13 protein-coding genes are annotated in these 17,405 nt (G+C 53.2%); 11 read left to right on the forward strand and 2 right to left on the reverse strand.

Annotated elements, in window-relative coordinates:
* The first annotated feature begins 463 nt into the window (after window positions 1-463).
* Window positions 464-2,059 (forward strand): isocitrate lyase, encoded by a 1,596-nt coding sequence (locus AC4LF3_RS21520; RefSeq protein WP_491836699.1) that lies wholly within the window; start codon window positions 464-466, stop codon window positions 2,057-2,059.
* 104 nt (window positions 2,060-2,163) lie between these two features.
* Window positions 2,164-2,490, forward strand: coding sequence for a hypothetical protein (locus AC4LF3_RS21525; RefSeq protein WP_010798964.1), 327 nt, complete (start codon window positions 2,164-2,166; stop codon window positions 2,488-2,490).
* A 129-nt stretch (window positions 2,491-2,619) separates the two neighbouring features.
* Here AC4LF3_RS21525 and AC4LF3_RS21530 read toward each other — a convergent pair whose 3' ends face one another.
* Window positions 2,620-3,771, reverse strand: coding sequence for an acyltransferase family protein (locus tag AC4LF3_RS21530; RefSeq protein WP_181123519.1), 1,152 nt, complete (start codon window positions 3,769-3,771; stop codon window positions 2,620-2,622).
* A 503-nt stretch (window positions 3,772-4,274) separates the two neighbouring features.
* Here AC4LF3_RS21530 and AC4LF3_RS21535 point away from each other — a divergent pair.
* From AC4LF3_RS21535 to AC4LF3_RS21575, 9 genes are all read left to right on the forward strand, one after another.
* Window positions 4,275-6,344 carry an acyltransferase family protein gene (locus AC4LF3_RS21535; RefSeq protein WP_491836700.1) on the forward strand — a complete coding sequence of 690 codons (2,070 nt, stop codon included), beginning with the start codon at window positions 4,275-4,277 and terminating at the stop codon, window positions 6,342-6,344.
* Between the two features lie 500 nt (window positions 6,345-6,844).
* The gene (locus tag AC4LF3_RS21540) at window positions 6,845-7,729 is read left to right on the forward strand and encodes an EamA family transporter (protein ID WP_491836853.1); all 885 of its coding nucleotides are present in this window, start codon (window positions 6,845-6,847) and stop codon (window positions 7,727-7,729) included.
* 150 nt (window positions 7,730-7,879) lie between these two features.
* Window positions 7,880-10,330, forward strand: coding sequence for an EAL domain-containing protein (locus AC4LF3_RS21545; RefSeq protein ID WP_491836701.1), 2,451 nt, complete (start codon window positions 7,880-7,882; stop codon window positions 10,328-10,330).
* A gap of 195 nt (window positions 10,331-10,525) precedes the next feature.
* Entirely contained in the window at window positions 10,526-10,930 is a 405-nt protein-coding gene (gene dksA, locus AC4LF3_RS21550; protein ID WP_404628458.1) for an RNA polymerase-binding protein DksA, read from the forward strand.
* The gene (gene zigA / locus AC4LF3_RS21555) at window positions 10,914-12,152 is read left to right on the forward strand and encodes a zinc metallochaperone GTPase ZigA (protein ID WP_491836702.1); all 1,239 of its coding nucleotides are present in this window, start codon (window positions 10,914-10,916) and stop codon (window positions 12,150-12,152) included. Before dksA ends, zigA begins: the two co-directional genes overlap by 17 nt.
* Before the next feature lie 188 nt (window positions 12,153-12,340).
* Window positions 12,341-13,411: an ABC transporter substrate-binding protein gene (locus tag AC4LF3_RS21560; RefSeq protein WP_409438661.1), complete on the forward strand. Its 1,071-nt coding sequence runs from the start codon at window positions 12,341-12,343 to the stop codon at window positions 13,409-13,411.
* Complete coding sequence (locus AC4LF3_RS21565) at window positions 13,408-14,448, forward strand: FecCD family ABC transporter permease (protein WP_010798954.1); 1,041 nt, start codon at window positions 13,408-13,410, stop codon at window positions 14,446-14,448. The genes AC4LF3_RS21560 and AC4LF3_RS21565 overlap by 4 nt, the downstream gene beginning before the upstream one ends.
* Complete coding sequence (locus tag AC4LF3_RS21570; RefSeq protein WP_010798953.1) at window positions 14,445-15,206, forward strand: ABC transporter ATP-binding protein; 762 nt, start codon at window positions 14,445-14,447, stop codon at window positions 15,204-15,206. The genes AC4LF3_RS21565 and AC4LF3_RS21570 overlap by 4 nt, the downstream gene beginning before the upstream one ends.
* A gap of 401 nt (window positions 15,207-15,607) precedes the next feature.
* Window positions 15,608-16,405 (forward strand): undecaprenyl-diphosphate phosphatase, encoded by a 798-nt coding sequence (locus tag AC4LF3_RS21575; RefSeq protein ID WP_074828313.1) that lies wholly within the window; start codon window positions 15,608-15,610, stop codon window positions 16,403-16,405.
* A gap of 324 nt (window positions 16,406-16,729) precedes the next feature.
* On the opposite strand, the gene AC4LF3_RS21580 is transcribed toward AC4LF3_RS21575, so the two are convergent.
* Window positions 16,730-17,347, reverse strand: coding sequence for a histidine phosphatase family protein (locus AC4LF3_RS21580; protein ID WP_289926393.1), 618 nt, complete (start codon window positions 17,345-17,347; stop codon window positions 16,730-16,732).
* Window positions 17,348-17,405: the final 58 nt, after the last annotated feature.

Below are 17,405 nucleotides of genomic sequence, written 5' to 3' on the forward strand. Positions count from 1 at the left end.
AGGTGCATGAACGCTGGGTTGTAGCCGCATCGTCTGATCACTACTACTTTTGTAGTACAAATATAATTTCACTACAAAAAAGCATTGACGACCCTTTTAAGGTCATGCAATCTAACCCTGCTTTCGCTAGAAAGAGGCCAAAAAGGCCTTCTGGCTGCGCTCCGGGTAACCCTCGGGCCATCCTTTGTAGTAACTGCCCATAAAGCACTACATAGAGTTGTAACTGTACGGAAACGGTTAGATGACCCCAGCGGTTCGGTCAGCATCAGGTGAACGACCTGATCCAGGGTATTCGTCTTTAGCGGTATCCCTGCAGGGTGTATCACTAGAGATGTCTTGTCTGCTGTTTCGCTTCCTTCAGTCGCACTCGACGTTGAGCCCAGTGCTGCGCTTATACGCGGCACGCAGGTCACGGTAGGAAAAACTGTTCGAAAGTCATTTTCAGCCGAGAAGGATTGACCCCATGTCCGTTTATCAAAATGAAATCAATGCCATCGCAGCCTTGAGAGAAACAGCAGGCAAGAGTTGGAACGCTATCAACCCCGAATATGCCGCCCGGATGCGGATACAAAACCGCTTCAGGACCGGACTGGATATTGCGCGCTATACCGCGGCCATCATGCGCAAAGACATGGCTGAGTACGATGCCGACTCCTCGGCATATACCCAGTCCCTGGGCTGCTGGCACGGCTTTATCGGCCAACAGAAGCTTATCTCCATCAAGAAGCATCTGAAGACCACCAACAAGCGCTACCTGTACCTGTCAGGCTGGATGATTGCGGCGTTGCGCTCGGAGTTCGGCCCACTACCGGACCAGTCCATGCACGAGAAGACGGCTGTTCCGGCTTTGATCGAGGAGCTGTATACCTTTTTGCGTCAGGCAGATGCACGCGAGCTGGGTGGCCTGTTCCGTGAGCTGGATGCTGCCCGTGCAGCCGATGAAAACGCCAAGGCTGCAGCAATCCAGCAACAGATCGACAGCTATGAAACCCATATCGTACCGATCATTGCCGATATCGATGCGGGCTTTGGTAATGCGGAAGCCACCTATTTGCTGGCCAAAAAGATGATCGAGGCCGGAGCCTGCTGTATCCAGCTGGAAAACCAGGTCTCGGATGAAAAGCAGTGCGGTCACCAGGATGGAAAGGTCACGGTACCCCACGAAGATTTTCTGGCCAAGATCAATGCGGTTCGCTACGCATTCCTCGAGTTGGGAGTAGATGACGGCGTTATCGTCGCTCGCACAGACTCCCTGGGCGCCGGGCTGACCAAGCAGATTGCCGTCAGTAAGCAACCGGGCGACCTGGGCGATCAATACAACAGTTTTCTCGATTGTGAAGAGATCAGCCCTGTCGAACTGAAGAACGGAGACGTCATTCTCAACCGTGATGGAAAGCTGCTGCGTCCCAAACGTCTGGCAAGCGGCCTGTTCCAGTTCCGTCAGGGCAGCGGGCAGGATCGCGTTGTACTGGACTGCATCACATCGCTGCAAAATGGGGCAGACCTGCTATGGATTGAAACGGAAAAGCCCCACGTTGGCCAGATCAAAAGCATGGTTGACCGCATCCGCGAGGTCGTTCCAAATGCCAAGCTGGTCTACAACAACAGTCCTTCCTTCAACTGGACGCTGAACTTCAGACAGCAGGTCTTTGACAGTCTGCAAGCCGAAGGCAAGGACGTATCGGCTTATGACCGTACCAAGTTGATGAGCGCAGAGTACGACGAGACCGAACTGGCCCGTATCGCCGATGAGAAAATTCGGACCTTCCAGCGGGACGGCTCCCGGGAGGCAGGGATATTCCATCACCTCATTACCTTGCCAACCTACCACACGGCGGCGCTGTCGACGGATAACCTGGCGAAGGGTTACTTCGCTGATGAAGGCATGCTGGCCTATGTAAAAGGCGTTCAACGCCAGGAGATTCGCCAGGGAATCGCCTGTGTGAAGCACCAGAACATGGCCGGCTCCGATATCGGGGACGATCACAAGGAATATTTCGCAGGCGAGGCAGCCCTCAAGGCGAGCGGCAAGGACAACACCATGAACCAGTTCCATTGACGAGTAACGTTATTCCGGCCCATCCGGGCCGATTTTACCGTAAGTGACTTGTTTACCGTTTCCTTCCGAGTGCCACCGGAAGCTGTCTCACGAGGAGCCCTATCATGGATCTCAACAACCCAACCCTTGATGACTTAAAACAACTTTATGCCTCCTGCAAGGACAAAAATGATCACCACATCCTGTGGATTTGCTCATCCGGCAAGGTGCATATCGATCGGCTTCCGGCAAACGTCGACCCGGAAGCCTTCGAGAAGGAAAAACCGAACATGAAGGTTCGCTTCAAGACCTATCATCGTGGCAAAGGCTATGTTGGCAAGACCGCTGCGGCTGACGAGACGTTCATGTCACGTATGTACCGCACGCTTCTCGAACAATGGTCGAAGGCTCAAAGCAGCCCACGTGTTCAATACATAGAAAAATACTTCTAAGACTATTCGGGCAGCCCTTGCGGCTGCCCTTCTTACATACAAAAACCAGGGCATGCCCTGGTTTTTTATGCTGTGATCCGATCGCAAAAAAGCAACCTCCCACAAGGCCGCGTAGCGACTAACAATTCATCAAGGAGGCGGTGCCAATGCTTCAATGCCTTGCTTGGGCTTAAGGATAAATGGCTTTTCAATCATAAGAAACGTGATCGTCGAAATACCGCACACCAGCAACAGGATAAAAGGTAAAAACGCAAGGTAGCTGGTAACGCTTCCGCCGGTTACGGCAAAGCCATTGCACAGCGTAAAGACAACGTACAGAACGATGCCATGCAGCAAATAGATGCTGTAGCTGATCTCGCCCAAAGTCTTGAGGCCGCGCCGACTAAGCAGGCCAAACAGATCGTTTCCCAACGCCATGATCAGGAAAGCTATGCCCAACATGCTTACTTGCAACAACGAAAAATAGTCATCCAACCCCATGCTGATACCAATCAATACCACGGCAAGCACCGCCGCAGGTTTGCTCCTGAGCTTGGAAATCCAATGAGGACGGTGGTTTTTAACAAGCACCGGTAGGAAACCGGCCAGAAACAGAATGCCTAATGACGCATCAATAAAGTGAAAATAATGTGCAGGTATTACAGCAAGGGCGACAAGCAGAGAACCAGCCAGATACCAACCATAGCCTTGGCGATTCAAAAGAGCTGCCAATACCGGTAACAGTAAATAGAAAAACCACTCGTATTTTAGTGTCCATTGAACACCTGCCGTGATCAACCAGCTGTCTTCAAATCCATTAAAGGAGGATCCCTTGAATATTCCCCATCGTATTATTTCTTTCACCAGTTGAGGCAAACTGACCAAGTGGAATTGAGTCTGATAAAAACTGACAGCCGCTACGACTAGAACAGCAAAAACGTACAAAGGCATTATTCTTTTGACTCGAGAGCTAAAAACCCTTTTCCAGTCAATACTACTTTTGTTATAAATTTTTCCGAAAAACAGGAATCCGGTGATCATAAAGAACATAGATACGGGAACCGCGCCCATATTGTTCATGATGGTATTATCAGACCTGCCCCACTCTCCCGTTGCCTTCCAGTTATAGGTAACAAAAAAGTGGGAACATACGACCGATGTCGCCAGCAAGCCCCTGAGTGCATCCAGCGGAGAAGATCGTGAAAGCGCTTGACTTGACAGGATAGTGGTCTTGCTGAAGACATGGTCAAGTACGAAGAGCGAAATTATATACAGCGATATAATTCCAAAGGTCATCGTCATTTGGTTGAGTTCTCTTTCAATAATTCCATTTATGATCGGTCAGATAAACGCCATGACAGCCACTACGGCTCATCTGACTTCAGTTTTAACCAGACGCGCACCATGAAAGCAGTGCGATAGAGCCCTTCATCGTAAAGAAACTCACCCTGCTTAAACAATGATAGCCATTTGACCAATACATCTTGTATGCCGCAAAGATGAAGCAGCCCGCTCCCTCACCCTATCCTCTTACTCTTTTTTTAAAAGCCAAACCAACGAGAACCAATCAACTGCTGCGCCTTATATAGTGGCAATTTGATAACTCATTAAAATCGTTACAACCCATATTGACATCACATAGTCCTAGATATTAAGCGCACATTATTTGTAGTTTACTTTATAAATTAACCACGTAGTACATGTCGAATAATTGATCTAATTCTCAAAAAAACTTCTACTCTTTTTTTGCCATGAACTAACTTAGCAGCCGTGAAAGTTCTCATCTCATCGGAGCATGTTTATTCATGGAAAGGGATTACAGAAGTGACATAGATGGTCTAAGAGCAATAGCTGTGCTGCTTGTATTACTTAACCACGTTGGGGTTTCTGGTTTTGGGGGTGGATTTATAGGGGTCGATGTCTTTTTTGTGATTTCAGGTTTTCTTATTACACAAAACATTGCCGCTCAGGCCGAAAGGAGCAGTTTCAGCTTTACCCGTTTTTATTTAAACCGCATCAAGCGTTTAATGCCTGCACTGACAGTAGTCATTTTCTGCACAAGCATTGCCGCTTTTTTTGTTTTATTACCAAACGATTTGATTGGCTTTAGCCGAAGTGCATTGTTTTCCTACTTCGGACTTTCGAATTTTTACTTCTGGAAAGATACGGATGGCTACTTTTCATCCAGCAGTCACGAGGTTCCCCTGCTGCATACCTGGTCACTGGCGGTTGAAGAGCAGTACTATTTTGTCTGGCCGTTGCTATTTCTGCTCGGCTATCGCCTGTTAGGTAAACAACTGTTCAACTGGGCGATCCTTGCCGTACTGGTCGTTGCCATTGTCATCTCCGAGCTAGGCGCGCTATACAAGCCATTGTCCGCCTACTATCTCTTGCCGACACGGGCCTTTGAGCTGCTGATTGGAAGCGCTTTGGCCATGCACTGGAGAACACTGGGTAGTCCCGGCAAACACTTGTCTACCCTTGCAGGTCTGGCAGGTCTTGCTCTGATCCTGATACCGGCGTTGGTACTGGACAAGGCAAGTCCTTTCCCAGGGCTGAATGCACTCTGGCCATGCCTGGGAGCAGCATTGCTTATCTGGTCCGGCGGTCATCATCGTACCGTAGCGTCTCAGTTGTTGTCGTTGCGGCCACTGGTGTTCATTGGCCTGATTTCGTATTCCTTGTATCTATGGCACTGGCCGCTGATCGCTTTTCATAACTATGTTCATGGAAAGATTACGGCGACAGATCAGATCATGCTGGTCAGCGTTTCCCTTGCGCTGGCATACCTCAGCTGGCGCTTCGTGGAGCAGCCTTTCCGTACTCAGATCAAATTCAAGCCGCAAAACACCTTCGCGTTTCTTTATCTCTTGCCGGTCCTGATGACAACGTCATTTCTGGTGATAGCTGCCAAGCTGGAAGGCTTTGCGTCCAGGTACGACAGTACGCTGCTGACAATGGATAAAAACGTCAAGGAAGTTTTCCCCAAGCTAAGGGCAGGCTGTTTCAACGGCGCGGACCTGTTGAATCCATTATCTGCAGATCAGTGCAAACTCGGTGTTCAGGACAAGAAAGAAGTAGATGTTCTGCTGGTAGGTGATTCGCACGCCGGGGCAATTACCGGCATGATCGATGTCATGCTCAAGGAGGCCAACCTCCGCGGATACGATATAACCCGCTCCAATACTATCTACCTGCCAGGTGTGGCGGGTGTTCATGTGAACCCACGTCGCAATCACGTCGACAAGTCGATTGAGCTGACCTCCCCAGTCATCAGTAACCTGATTGAAAAGAGTCAGTTCAAGTACGTCATTCTGTCCGGGCGTTGGGCCATGTATCTGTATGGCTTGAACGAGCCGGGGATGACGGATTTCTACCGTATCCGCCCCGACGCGCCTAGTGACGACTTTATCGCCATGAACACGCTGCAGACCGGTCTTCAAAACGCAGTGGCCAAGATTGTGGCGTCTGGTGCTACGCCTGTCATTATTGAGGACGTTCCAGAAATGGGCGAAGACCTGCACCGCTGCGATATCAAGAAGCTGGCCTTCGAACTGGATGGCGACTGCTCTATTCCAGTCGTTGCGGTGAATGAGCGGCAAAAGGACTTCGACACGATTATCGATAACCTGAGCAAGGTACATCCAGGCATTGTTGTGATCGACCCGAAAAGGGTGATCTGTGATACCGAACGCTGCTACTCGTCGCTCGAGAATGTACCGCTCTATATGGATGGGGACCACTTGAACACGGTCGGCTCCTCACTCATTGGGCGCAAATACATCACGGCTTATGGCAATCCGTTCAAGGTGCCTCAAGGTCTGCTGCAGACATCCAACGCTGCGAGCAGTCAATCCAGTACTGTTATACGATAGAAAGAAGATGGCCCGCCCAAACGGCGGGCCACATCAGACACTACCCTTAAAGCTGATTACCTGTTTTTAGCACCGATACTGTCTTCGTCAGTAGCACTCTTAAATAGGCTGGTATTATTGACTTCTAATGGCCTAGAAGTAGTTATCAAGTCTCGCTTAGCGCCGCTACCCGGTTTTTAAATCAGATAAGCTCAAAGCAAATAATGCGGGAAGGTGTAGGCATACGCAGCTCGCAGGGTCAAAGTTTCGCCTAGCCATGCGCAGCGTGTCGAACACACCAATAAAACGAAACGGGTATTGGACGCAATCAGCCAGAGCACGGCGTGCAACGACACGAATACCAGGCGCTCTCCCCTTACTGTTCGCCCTGAAATTCATCCAGCTGTATCTATAGTTACAAGGTGTTACCGCCTAAGGTACAAACCATGGGGCCAGTCAGGGATGCCAGACCGGCTTTATTTCGCAGCCTGCGGCTGCCTCATCTGGATAACGGGTTGCACATGTCCCCTAAGGATCTGCTTCTAGCCCTGGTCGTCATCGTGGCGTGGGGTCTTAATTTCGTGGTTATCAAGATCGGACTGCATGGCGTACCTCCCATGCTGCTTGGCGCGCTGCGCTTTACCCTGGCTGCCTTACCGGTAGTTTTCTTCGTCAAGCGACCCGCCATTTCATGGAAATGGTTATTGGCCTACGGCGCTACCATTTCATTGGGCCAGTTTTCCTTCTTGTTTTCGGCCATGTATGTGGGTATGCCCGCAGGTCTTGCCTCTCTGGTACTTCAAGCTCAGGCATTTTTTACGTTGCTGATGGCCGTTCTTTTTCTGGGCGAGCGCTTCCGCCCCCAGAACCTCATCGGCCTTATCATTGCTGCAGGTGGGCTGATTTTCATTGGGATGGAAAGTGGCGGTAACCTGAGCGTATTGGGATTTGTCCTCACCCTCTGCGCGGCCGCCATGTGGGGGATGGGAAATATCGTCACCAAGCGTATTGGTCAGGTCGATATGCTGGGACTGGTCGTATGGGGCAGCATTGTTCCACCGATCCCCTTTTACCTACTGTCGTACTGGCTTGAAGGTCCTGACCGGATAGTAAGCGCCCTGCAAGGGATCAGCACGTCATCGATTCTGGCGGTCGTTTATCTGGCCTTCGTTGCTACTTTGCTGGGCTACTGCCTGTGGAGCCGTCTGCTCTCGCGTTATCCGGCAAGCCAGGTTGCACCGTTTTCGCTGCTGGTGCCAATTATCGGTATCGCTTCGGCAGCTGTATTTCTGGATGAGCAGCTCACGCCGTTCCAACTGGTCGGTGCCCTGCTGGTCATGGGGGGCCTAGCAGTCAATGTGTTTGGTGGCCGTCTGTTTGCACCGCGGCAACGTGTATTGAACTGACACACCTGTTCCTGCTGTTTTCTTTAGCGAGCCGTCCTCCAGCGGTTCGCTTTTTTTTGTAAAAACCCGTAAATCCGGCAACAGTTAAACGCACCTTCCGCCGATACCTTTTCATCAAACTGCCACTTATGGCATTGCTGGAAAGGTTTCATGTTCAAACGTTCGAAAGCCACCAGCCAACGTACTCATCGAGTCGTATGGCCCTTTATCTTCATCGTCTGCCTGCAGGCGCTGGTGGCTGTTGCCAGTCTGAATCTGCTGTCGACTGTCAGAGGCTATGTGACGGCTGAGAGCTTATGGAGCAAAAGCCTGGGCAACGCCATGCTGGCGTTAAACACTTACATCGATACGGGCGAGCCGAGCCACTACCAGATGTTTCTGGACTACTTCAAGGTCAATCAGCTCGATCGGCAGGCGCGTGACCTGCTAGCGGCACGTGGCAATCCTGAAGAGGCTTATAGACTGCTGGTTGCGGCGGGCAATCACCCTGCTGATATGCCGGGTATGATCCGCCTGTTTCGCTGGGCTCATACTGTCGATCCACTTCGGCAAGTTATCAATCACTGGCATGTGACCGACCCTCATATGGATGAGCTTCAGGCTTTGGCTCAAACGGTGTACGCCCGCTCAGCGGACGCGTCGCTGCGGAACCGTGAGCACTGGAAGCAACAATTGCTCATGCTGCATAACCGTATGCTGCCGGAAACCATTGCCTTTTCTCGTGTGCTAGGGGAAGCCTCACGTCACTTCATTCACGTCCTGCTCCTTATCAATTTGGGAACTGCGCTGCTGCTGGTGGGCCTGACGACCTGGCGGATGCATACGCTGGTCATGCAGCGCCGCGCGTTCGAGCGGGCACTTCAAAAAGAGAAAGAACGGGCACAGATTATCCTCGCCTCTATCGTCGATGCCGTTATGGCAGTCAATGCCAATGGGCGTCTGGAATATCTCAATCCGGCCGCGGCGCGCCTGATTGGTCATACAGCGGAAGCAGCTGTAGGAAAGTCTGTCGATGAGCTACTGGATATCCAGACTGAAGACAGTGGCTCCTTAGTCCCAGCGCCTGTCAGCACTCGGCTATTTGCAGGCGAATGGCAATCCAGCGACGTAACCACGCACTACACCTTGCGCTGCAGTAACGGCAAGTCACTTCCCGTTGCCCTTGCCAGCGCTCCATTGGGACAGGTGAATGGACAGGCGGGCGCTGTCCTGGTGTTGCATGACCGGACTCGCGAACGGGAATACCTTGATCAGCTGGCATGGCAGGCCGCTCACGACCCTTTGACAGGGTTGCTTAACCGACGCGAGTTCGAGCGGCGACTAACACTGCTGCTGAAAAACACACAGGACAAGCACGCGTCTCTGCTTTTTTTCGATGTAGACCAGTTCAAGATCGTCAATGACACCACCGGCCACTTTCAGGGCGACCGCCTGCTGCTGCAGCTCTGCACCTCCCTTCAAAGCCTCTTGGATGCCAACGACACGTTGGCAAGACTGGGGGGCGATGAGTTTGGTGTACTGCTGGAAAACTGCACCCCTGAGGCTGCCGAGTCCCTTGCCGAGCGCTTGCGGCTGCTGGCCCGCAGTCAGGACTTCCAGGCAGCAGGCCAATCCTTCAAGGTGGGCCTGAGCATCGGTATCGTCCATCTGGGTGGCCGGGAACTCAGTAGTGAAGATGCCCTGCGCATGGCGGATCTTGCCTGCTATGCCGCCAAGGACAAAGGCCGCAACCGGATCCAGGTCTACACCTATGATGATAAGGAAATGACCCAGCGTCAGGGCGAAATGACCTGGGTGCAGCGAATTCACAAGGCGCTGGACGAGGATCGCTTCTGTCTGTACGCCCAGGCTATCTATGGAGTTGGCCCACAGACTGCACATGATCGCCATGTCGAGGTCCTGCTCCGGCTTCACGATGAACAAGGCACGCTGATAGGCCCGTTCGCGTTCATTCCTGCTGCCGAACGCTACGGCCTCATGGGGTTATTGGATCGTTGGGTCATCAACGAGGCCTTTGCTATCTGCGCCACCTTGCCGCCGAAGCTGTTAAGCGTATGCGCCATTAACCTGTCAGGCTCGTCATTGGGCGATATGTCCCTGATCGATTACATTCAGGATCGTTTGGCCCTGCACGCAGTTACGCCCAACCGGATCTGCTTTGAAATTACCGAAACCCACGCCATAGCCAACCTCAATGCCGCACGTACGTTTATCGAGACCCTAAGAGAGTTGGGTTTTCGCTTCTCTCTGGATGATTTTGGCGCAGGGATGTCTTCGTTCACATACCTCAAACATTTGCCGGTGGACTACCTCAAGATCGATGGCAGCTTTGTGAAAAACCTGCTGGAAGATCCGGTCGACCGAGCCACTGTTGATGTGATCAATCGTTTGGGTCATCTCACCGGCAAACGCACCATTGCCGAATTTGCAGAGACTTCCGCCATTATCGAGGCCTTGAAAGTGCTCGAGGTGGATTATGTACAGGGTTATGCCGTCTCCCACCCTCAGCCATTCACCCGTCAGATATGCGCTCAATGGGCTACCGAACTATGGGCGCCTGAGGAGCCTCAGGCAGACACAAAGCCTGTTCATTTCAACTGAATCCCTCACTGCCCCAACGGATCGGTTGGGGCACGTTGACTTTTAATCCCCTTCAGGTGCGTGGTTACACTTATAGACTGGCTGCGTAGCTCGGCCTAACTGATCTCGCTACTGTAAAAGGCACAGCTGGAGAAGCATTGATTCGTCCTAAACGATATTGTATTGTTATGTTATAACATTTATAGGTTATTTCTTATGAACGAGCATGAGCTCATGGCACAACCTGTAGAAGCCTATATGAGTGAAGCCCAACAGGCTTTTTTCAAACAGCGGCTGGAGACCGAACGGAAAGAGTTGTCTCGCCAGATCGATGCCGAATTCCAGGCACTACGAACGTTTGAGTATTCTGCAGATGCCGCAGACATCGCCACCCGGGAAGAGCAGCAGCAGTGGCAGCTACGCCAACTGGAGCGCCAGAAAAAGCTGATCGACAAGATCGACGCCGCTCTCGATCGCTTGGCTCAAGGTACCTACGGCTGGTGCGAGGAAACGGGTGAGCCTATAGGCCTTGGCCGGCTCCTGCTACGCCCGACGGCCACCCTTTGTATCGAAGCCAAGCAACGACAGGAACAACGTGAACGCCATGTCCGCCAGGATTGATCCCTCCCCTTATCTTTCTTCACTGCCTGTAACGGTACTGTCCGGCTTTCTGGGTGCCGGCAAGAGCACCTTGCTGAACCATATCCTTAAAAACCGTAAAAACCGGCGGGTTGCGGTCATCGTTAACGACATGAGCGAAGTCAATATCGACGGAAGCGAAGTGCAACGTGACGTCAGCCTCAATCGCGCGGAAGAAAAACTGATCGAAATGAGCAACGGCTGCATCTGTTGTACGCTGCGTGAAGACCTGCTTGAAGAGGTCAGCCGCTTGGCACGCGAAGGCCGCTTCGACTACCTGCTCATCGAGTCGACTGGCATTTCCGAGCCGCTTCCGGTTGCCGAGACGTTTACCTTCCGAGACGAACAGGGTACCAGCCTTGCCGATCTCGCACGGCTCGACACATTGGTCACCGTTGTAGATGGTGTCAACTTTCTGCAGGATTACCAGAATGCCGACAGCCTGGCTTCGCGCGGTGAGACGTTGGGTGACGATGATGAGCGCTCCATTACCGACTTGCTGATTGAGCAGGTAGAGTTTGCAGACGTCATTCTGATCAGCAAGATAGACCTGATCAGCCAGGCCGAACGTGAAGAACTCGTTGCGATTCTGAAGCGACTCAATACGCATGCCCGTATTCATTCAATGGTAATGGGTGACGTCCCACTGGATATGATTCTCAACACCGGCCTTTTCGATTTTGAACGCGCCGCACATGCGCCGGGCTGGCTCAAGGAAATGCGTGGCGAGCATATTCCTGAAACGCAGGAGTATGGCATTGCCTCTACGTCCTATAAGGCACGCCGCCCCTTTCATCCCCAACGTTTCTTCGACTTTCTGAATCAGGATTGGCATAACGGGCGACTGCTTCGCTCCAAAGGATACTTCTGGCTGGCCTCCAAGCCAGAAGAAGCCGGTAGCTGGTCTCAGGCGGGAGGGCTTATGCGCCATGGCCCGGCGGGCCAATGGTGGCGCTTCGTCCCTAAAACGTCCTGGCCTCAGGATGAAGAAAGCCTGGCGAGCATCATGGCTTGCTGGAACCCGGAGGTAGGTGACTGCCGCCAGGAACTCGTGTTTATCGGTCAGAATGTGGACTTCAACCTATTGAAGAATGAGCTTGACTGTTGCCTGCTAACCGATCAGGAGTTTGCACTAAGGTCGCACGTCTGGCGTACTTGGCCCGATCCTTTTGGGGACTGGACAGACGATCAGGCAACCAACTGATCGGACACCACAGTAGATTGTAGAAGCGTGCTTCGCTCTTTCATGCCGAGCATTACTTGGTCGCACCGTTGTGAATGAGTGTAGAACCTGCCTTAAACCCTTTACGTTATTCAGGCTCAAGCATGGATAGCGGCTTGAGGGTTATCATGGGCGTTTAATGGGACGTGTCATCCCTTACAAGGAATATCATGCGGTTTGCTTGCGTTAAATCGGCGATGCCTGCTCGTCGACTCATTCCACTGCTGGGATTACTTCTGGTATCAGTCACCTCATTTACCAGCGTTGCCTTGGCTGAAAACCATACGACCTATCCGCTTACCGTGACAAATTGCAGACATACACTGACCTTTGCGGATTCGCCCAAGCGAGCCGTTACGCTGGGACAGGCCAGTACAGAGTTGTTGCTCTCACTGGGTCTGGCTGATCGAATGGTGGGAACAGGCATCTGGTTCGGTCCGGTTCAGACCAGCCTCAAGGCCGATAACGATAAGATCCCTCGGCTTGCTGATAACGCACCCAGCTTTGAAGCGGTCGCCAACACATCGCCGGATTTCGTCGCTGCGCAATACACCTACCATGTTGGTCCGAATGGCGAAGTGGCCACGTTCGAACAGCTGGCGTCACTGGGTATCCCTGCCTATATAGCGCCGAGCGATTGCGAGGGGAAAGAGGTAACGGCTACGTCCAATGCCGACGGTAGCCGCACCAAACCGTTCACGCTCGATCTAATAGCCCAGGAAATCCACGAGCTTGCACGTATTTTTGATGTCCAGGCGCGCGGGGATGCCCTGGCCCATCAGTTGGATGAGCGCTTGAAGCAGGCTATTGCCCAAGCCGGGCAACACAAGCATATGCCTCAGTCGGTCGTGTACTGGTTTTCCAGCTCACGCCTGGAAGGTGATCCATGGGTAGCCGGTCAGCAGGGTGTCCCGGCGTATATTTCAGAGGTGCTCGGCCTGAATAACGTTATCCAGAGCAACGATGAATGGCCCAGCGTCAGCTGGGAGCAGATTGCCGCCCAGGATCCGGATCTGCTTGTCATCACGCGGATGGAGAGACGCCTCTATCCGGCAGACGATGTGGAGAAAAAACTTGCCTTTCTTCGCAGCGATCCCGTAACACGTCAGCTCAAGGCCGTCCGGAATAATCAGATTATCGTTGTGGATGCGCAGTCACTTAATCCTTCGATGCGCGTTCTGGACGGTATCGAGGCGATTTCCAATGCTCTGGAAACGTCTCACTCCAGGCCAGTCCAATGATACAACCGCTGTCCAATGATCGCGGCAGGCCCTGGCGCCTGCTGTTTGCGTTGCTGTCACTGGTTTCGCTGGGCGTTTCGATATTAATGGCGGCATCGCTGGGAGAAATGCAGATTCCCTTCGATATTACGTTGAAGGCCATCCTCAATGGGCTGGGCTGGGGAGACTATGCACTTAACCCAATTCAGCAGGGCATTGTCTGGGAATATCGACTGAGCCGCGCTCTGGTCGCTGCATCTTGCGGTGCCGGATTGGCATTATGCGGTGCGATTCTGCAAGCTCTCCTACGCAATGCGCTGGCCGAACCCTACGTGCTGGGCATTTCGGCGGGTGCGTCTACCGGAGCGGTTGTCGTTATGTTGCTGGGCATAGGTGCCGGCACCCTAAGTCTCTCAGTTGGGGCATTCCTAGGTGCAGTGCTGGCCTTCGTACTGGTTCTGCTTCTGGCAGCAAAGCTCAACAGTGGACCGACCCGCATTTTGCTGGCAGGCGTAGCAGGCTCCCAGCTTTTCAACGCCCTGACGGCGTATATCGTGTCGACGTCCGCCAACGCCGAGCAGGCTCGAAGCGTGATGTTCTGGCTCCTGGGGAGTCTGGGCGGTATCCGCTGGCCGGACGTCACCCTAGCCGTGGGTGCGGTCGGCATTGGCCTGGTAGCCTGTCTGTTTTTTGCCCGTACGCTGGATGCGTTCTCGTTTGGTGAAGAAACCGCAGCCTCTCTGGGTGTTCCGGTAATCGCCGTGCGCCTGATTCTTTTTGCGCTGACAGCACTGATTACCGCTACGATGGTCAGCCTTGTAGGCGCGGTAGGGTTTGTAGGCCTGGTCATTCCCCATGCCGCACGCTTTCTGGTAGGTCCGTCGCACACTCGACTTCTGCCCGCATCCATTTTGCTGGGTGCCAATTTTCTCGTGCTGGCGGATATCGTCTCTCGCATACTGGTTCCCCATCAGGTCCTGCCTATCGGGGTCGTGACCGCGCTGGTAGGTGCGCCGGCCTTTGCGCTGATCCTGTATCGTACGAGGACCTCACCATGACCCTGGCTGCACATCGCGTCTCCTGGTCGGTGAGTCGTCGCCTGCTGGTGGATGGCGTAACGCTGGAAATTCCCAAGGGAGGCGTCATAGGTCTGATCGGCCCTAATGGGTCGGGAAAATCTTCGCTGCTCCGGTTGCTGGCAGGCTTGCGCACCCCTACGGACGGCAGCGTCACACTGGATAACGACCCGGTAAGCCGCCTGCCTCGCCGTACGGTGGCGCGGCGAATTGCCATGGTCGAGCAGCACGCTTCGACCGAGGCTGACCTATCGGTCCTGGAAACGGTACGCCTGGGCAGAACGCCTCACCGAACGGTACTCTCGCCCTGGACAGCCAGGGATGACCAAGTGGTGGAGCAAGCGCTACAGCATGTTGGCATGCACAACAGCCGGCATCAGCGTTGGCACACGCTTTCCGGTGGTGAGCGCCAGCGGGTACAGATTGCGCGCGCCCTGGCCCAGGAGCCAACCGAACTGTTGCTGGACGAGCCGACCAACCATCTGGATATCCAGCATCAGCTCGAGCTGCTTTCACTGATTCACCGCCTTCCACTGACCTGCGTCCTGGCCATCCATGATCTGAACCTGGCGGCTATGTTTTGCGATACGCTGGCCGTTCTACACAAAGGCCGCTGCATTGCCTCGGGACGGCCGCAAGAGGTGCTTACGGCAGAGCTTATCCATTCGGTATATGGCGTCAGAGCAGAGGTAGCCCCCTCCGCCTATCACGGAAGACTTCATATTCAATACCTGATATGAATCGCGGCGCGTCTCAAGTATCGACGGGCCGGAATAACGCCTGCCTGTCAGCCCCAACCATAGCTAATTTGAACAGCCATCTCGCCCTCTGGTTTTCTTCTCTATCCGACTGATACAGCCAGTACCGTCACCATCGCCAACCCACTCGGCAATGCTGCCTTACTAGATCACTTGTAAAAATTACGTGAAAAAAATGTTTAATCTTTGTGGATGATTCTAAAAACAGGATCTTTTGAGTGAAAGGAATCACACTCTCAAAAGCATATTAGCTTTAAAAGGAACTAACCCCATTTTTGTCCCCCAATGCAATTCATGTTTGGGCAACTGCCTGCTGTGTTTGCATCGCAAGGCTAGCAGTGTCCAGCTTTAACTCAGCTACCGCTATGCAGTAAGGACACCTAATGGAATGGTTCCACGTATTAATCCTTTCACTCATTCAAGGGATTACCGAGTTTCTACCTGTCTCCTCCTCCGCACACCTGATTCTACCCTCCCAGCTCTTTGGCTGGCCGGACCAGGGGCTCGCCTTTGATGTGGCCGTACATGTAGGAACCCTTCTTGCGGTGGTTCTGGCCTTTCGTCATGAGGTTCTGGCGACAGCCATGGGCTGGACCCGCCAAGTCGTAACGCGCCAGTCGAGCCCGGAAAGCCGGCTTGGCTGGGCGATCATTATCGGTACTATTCCAGCAGCACTGGCAGGCCTCATGCTGGAGCATTACATCGAAAGCTATGCCCGTGCAGCCTTGGTAATCGCGACCTCCACCATCGTTTTCGGCTTGATCCTGTGGTGGGCGGACGCCAAAGGCAGCCGTACCCGGGACATGGATAGCCTGAGTTGGCAATCAGCCCTGGTGATTGGTCTGGCGCAAGCACTAGCGCTGATTCCCGGCACATCACGCTCCGGTATCACCATGACCGCAGCGCTACTGCTTGGTTTTACGCGTCAGGCAGCAGCCCGTTTTTCCTTCCTACTGTCGATTCCGCTCATCCTGGCTGCCGGGGGACTCAAGACCGTTGAACTGATCCAGACGGGCACCGATGCACAATGGGTCGATATTGCCTGGGGTGTCGGGCTGTCGTTCATCTCAGCATTGCTGTGCATCAAGCTGTTCCTGAAGGCCCTCGACAAAATCGGCATGCTTCCATTTGTGATCTATCGCCTCGTGCTTGGCGCAGTGCTGTTCGCCTTGTTTATCTAAATCACTCACACAGGGCGGTCTGCTACAGGCGGCCTGCCCTGGTGAAAACTAGATGTTTTCAGCGCAAAAACAAAAACCCCGCCGAAGCGGGGTTTTTTACTCACTCTCTCTGCATCCTGCAGAGCAGCCATCCTGGCTAATCAATCATCCGTGATCTGATGCAGCACATCCTGTGCTCAAGTGATGCGCATAGAATACAGAGCAATACAGGAACGCCATAGCGCCAACCCTGCACACAGCGTGTAAGCCTTTTGCTATACCGAGCGGGAAATAGGCTGACACGGTTCTAAAACCCCTAGTCTCAGCATTGGCAGATGGCAGAGCTCAGTTGCCGCTGGGAGCCTGACTTCCCTTTAGCCAGCAGAAGGATTCAGGGCGAAGCATGAGTACCTGCCCTTGCGGAATCAGCAGGTGTGGCGCCTGTTCGTATGGAATACACCCATATAGCGCCATCAACGTTCGGATAATGCCTGCATGGGCAACCAGCACGGTGTCTTGCTTCAGATCTTCTCGGAAATAAGCCAGTCGAAGCAGGGCCTGGGCATAACTTTCGCCCTCTTCGAACTGGAAGTTAAAGGCGTCCTTTCTCCAGTGGGTAAAGGCCTCAGGATAGCAGCCCTCAATCTCATCCCAACGAAGCCCCTCCCATGTACCAAACGAAATCTCAGCAAGGCGTTCGTCGGCACGATACTGCTCGGGTGGCAACGTGAGCTGGGCCCGAACGATCTCCATTGTTTCACGGGCGCGAATCAGAGGACTTGAAGCGAAGTCCAGCGCACCAGGACTGGGTAACAGCCAATCGAGCAGAACCCCCACCGCCTGTGCCTGCTCTCGACCCTTGGCGTTGAGCGGTATGTCTCGGCGGCCCTGCATGCGACTCTCAACGTTCCAGTCGGTCTCTCCATGCCGGATCACATAGAGCGTTGGTGCCTGAGCAGTCATCACATGCTTCCTTATCGGATCAGTTAAGCGGCGGGACCACAAGCCTATCACTTCACCT

The organism is Pseudomonas sp. C2.3V (assembly GCF_058536325.1).

Bases quoted from the DNA above. Each gene is read 5' to 3' on its own strand.
- AC4LF3_RS21525 (WP_010798964.1), top strand. From the start codon at position 2,164: ATGGATCTCAACAACCCAACCCTTGATGACTTAAAACAACTTTATGCC.
- AC4LF3_RS21540 (WP_491836853.1), top strand. From the start codon at position 6,845: ATGTCCCCTAAGGATCTGCTTCTAGCCCTGGTCGTCATCGTGGCGTGG.
- AC4LF3_RS21530 (WP_181123519.1), bottom strand. From the start codon at position 3,771: ATGACGATGACCTTTGGAATTATATCGCTGTATATAATTTCGCTCTTC.
- AC4LF3_RS21570 (WP_010798953.1), top strand. From the start codon at position 14,445: ATGACCCTGGCTGCACATCGCGTCTCCTGGTCGGTGAGTCGTCGCCTG.
- AC4LF3_RS21565 (WP_010798954.1), top strand. From the start codon at position 13,408: ATGATACAACCGCTGTCCAATGATCGCGGCAGGCCCTGGCGCCTGCTG.
- AC4LF3_RS21560 (WP_409438661.1), top strand. From the start codon at position 12,341: ATGCGGTTTGCTTGCGTTAAATCGGCGATGCCTGCTCGTCGACTCATT.
- zigA (WP_491836702.1), top strand. From the start codon at position 10,914: ATGTCCGCCAGGATTGATCCCTCCCCTTATCTTTCTTCACTGCCTGTA.
- dksA (WP_404628458.1), top strand. From the start codon at position 10,526: ATGAACGAGCATGAGCTCATGGCACAACCTGTAGAAGCCTATATGAGT.
- AC4LF3_RS21520 (WP_491836699.1), top strand. From the start codon at position 464: ATGTCCGTTTATCAAAATGAAATCAATGCCATCGCAGCCTTGAGAGAA.
- AC4LF3_RS21580 (WP_289926393.1), bottom strand. From the start codon at position 17,347: ATGACTGCTCAGGCACCAACGCTCTATGTGATCCGGCATGGAGAGACC.
- AC4LF3_RS21535 (WP_491836700.1), top strand. From the start codon at position 4,275: ATGGAAAGGGATTACAGAAGTGACATAGATGGTCTAAGAGCAATAGCT.
- AC4LF3_RS21575 (WP_074828313.1), top strand. From the start codon at position 15,608: ATGGAATGGTTCCACGTATTAATCCTTTCACTCATTCAAGGGATTACC.
- AC4LF3_RS21545 (WP_491836701.1), top strand. From the start codon at position 7,880: ATGTTCAAACGTTCGAAAGCCACCAGCCAACGTACTCATCGAGTCGTA.